The organism is Mycobacterium sp. 1245852.3 (genome assembly GCF_001669335.1).
GTDB classification, from domain to species: Bacteria; Actinomycetota; Actinomycetes; order Mycobacteriales; family Mycobacteriaceae; genus Mycobacterium; species Mycobacterium europaeum_A.
Genome location: NZ_LZLL01000028.1, coordinates 1 through 2,393, shown reverse-complemented (window position 1 = coordinate 2,393; position 2,393 = coordinate 1). Strand labels below are relative to the sequence as shown.

Annotated in this window: 2 protein-coding genes; both read right to left on the bottom strand. The window is 68.4% G+C overall.

Annotation, left to right across the window (positions count from 1 at the left end):
• A partial coding sequence (gene dnaE / locus A9W96_RS01180; RefSeq protein WP_156765070.1) for a DNA polymerase III subunit alpha occupies positions 1 to 1,788 on the bottom strand: 1,788 nt, incomplete at its 3' end.
• Between the two features lie 117 nt (positions 1,789 to 1,905).
• The gene (locus A9W96_RS01175) at positions 1,906 to 2,343 is read right to left on the bottom strand and encodes an SRPBCC family protein (RefSeq protein WP_066861001.1); all 438 of its coding nucleotides are present in this window, start codon (positions 2,341 to 2,343) and stop codon (positions 1,906 to 1,908) included.
• Positions 2,344 to 2,393: the final 50 nt, after the last annotated feature.

The window sequence follows — 2,393 nt, the reverse complement described above, 5'->3', positions numbered from 1 at the left end:
CGCGTCGCCGATGATCGTCAGGTTGCGCAGGCCCAGGAAGTCCATCTTCAGCAGGCCGATGGCCTCACACGACGGGTAGTCCCAGCCGGTGATGATCGCCCCGTCCTGGGGCCGCTTCCACAGCGGGATGGCCTCGGTCAGCGGCTCGCTGCTCATGATCACCGCGCACGCGTGCACGCCGGCGTTGCGGATCAGGCCTTCCAGGCCGCGCGCGGTCTGGTAGATGGTGCGCACGTCCGGGTCGGTCTCGATCAGACCGCGGACCTCCGCGGCTTCTTTGTAGCGCTCGTGGTTGGGGTCGGTGATGCCCGACAGCGGGATGTCCTTGGCCATGATCGGCGGCGGCAGCGCCTTGGTGATCCGGTCGGCGATCGCGAAGCCGGGCTGGCCGTAGTGGATGCGGGCCGAATCCTTCAGGGCCGCTTTGGTTTTGATGGTGCCGAAGGTGATGACCTGCGCGACGCGGTCCGAACCCCACTTCTCGGCGGCGTAGCGCACCATCTCGCCGCGACGACGGTCGTCGAAGTCGATATCGATGTCGGGTGCCGACGGGCGCTCCGGGTTGAGGAAACGCTCGAACAGCAGACCGTGCGGGATCGGGTCGATGTTGGTGATGCCCAGCGCGTAGGCCACCAGCGAGCCCGCCGCCGAGCCACGCCCCGGCCCCACCCGGATGTCCACCGAGCGTGCATAGTTGATCAGGTCGGCGACGATCAGGAAGTAGGACGGGAAGCCCTTGTCGCAGATGACCTTGATCTCGTACTCGGCCCTCTCGATGTAGTCCTGGCCGACGCCGGACGGGAACCGGCGCGCCAGCCCGGCCATCACCTCGTGGTGCAACCAGCTCGCCTGGTCGTGTCCCTCGGGCACCGGGAAGATCGGCATCCTGTCGCGCGGCGCCCACACGTCGTCGTAGGGCTGCACCCGCTCGGCGATCAGCAGGGTGGAGTCGCAGGCGCCGGGCACCTCGTCGTCCCAGATCTGGCGCATCTCGGCGGCCGACTTCAGGTAGTAGCCGTCGCCGTCGAACTTGAACCGGTTGGGGTCCGAGAGCGTCTTGCCGGTCTGCACGCACAGCAGCGCCTCGTGGTTGTGGGCGGCGTCGCGGGTGACGTAGTGGCAGTCGTTGGTGGCCAGCGGCGGGATGCCCAGCTTGCGGCCGATCTCGAGCAGCCCTTCGCGGACCCGGGTCTCGATGGACAGGCCGTGGTCCATCAGCTCCAGGAAGTAGTTGTCGGCGCCGAAGATCTCGCGCCACTTGGCGGCCGATTCCAGCGCCTCGCGCTCGTGGCCCAGCCGCAGTCGGGTCTGCACCTCGCCCGAGGGGCAGCCGGTGGTGGCGATGATGCCCTCGGCGTGTTCGGCGATGATCTCGGCGTCCATCCGCGACCACTTGCCGAGCTGGCCCTCGAACGACGCCAGCGAGGACAGTTTGAACAGGTTGCGCAGGCCGGTGGCGTTCTCGGCCACCATCGTCATGTGCGTGTAGGAGCCGCTGCCGGACACGTCGTCGGACTTCTGGCCCGGGTCGCCCCACAGGATCCGGCGGGTGTCGAAGCGCGAGGCCGGCGCGATGTAGGCCTCGACGCCGATGATGGGCTTGATCCCGGCCTTGGTCGCCGCGTTGTAGAACTCGCTGGCGCCGAACATGTTTCCGTGGTCGGTCATCCCGACCGCCGGCATCTGCAGCCGGTCCACCTCGGCGAGCATCGGCCCGATCTTCGCGGCACCGTCCAACATCGAATACTCGGTGTGGTTATGCAGGTGCACGAAGGACGAGTGGTTCATAGGGACGCCAGTCTAGGACCGCGGACCGACACTGGTTGGGCGTGTCGCCGCGTGTGTCTGTGTTTATTGGCGACGACCCGCCGCGCCCGGCTTCGGCGCGCTTGCGAACGCCACGGATCAGTCGTTGGCGTATAACTCGACGAAGTTCTTCAGCGACTTCTGCATGTCGCCCTTGACGGCGCGCGCCGCCGCCGAGCCCACCGGGCCGAACAACGCCCGTCCGCCCAGTTCCAGCCGCAGACCCAGCGTCGAGCCCTCGCCGGTGGGTCGCACGGTGAGGGTGACGGCGTATTTGGCGCCGCCCTTGCCGGACCCCGACAACGCCACCTCGTGCGGCGGGTCCCAGGTGGTCACCGTCCACGTCACCCGGTTGCGGAAACCCTTGGCCCGCGCCACGCCGACGATCTCGGTGCCCTCGGCGATCTCGTCGGGCAGCTCGCTGCGCCATCCCTCGTGCATGGTCAGCCAGTCGCCCAGGTCCGACAGGTCGGAGACGTGGTCCCACATGTCCTGCGGGGTCATCGGGACATCGGCGGTCAGGTCCACAGCAGCCACCGCCCGAGCCTAGCGCCCGGCCTCATCCGGCACTTGCGCCGCGGCGGGCC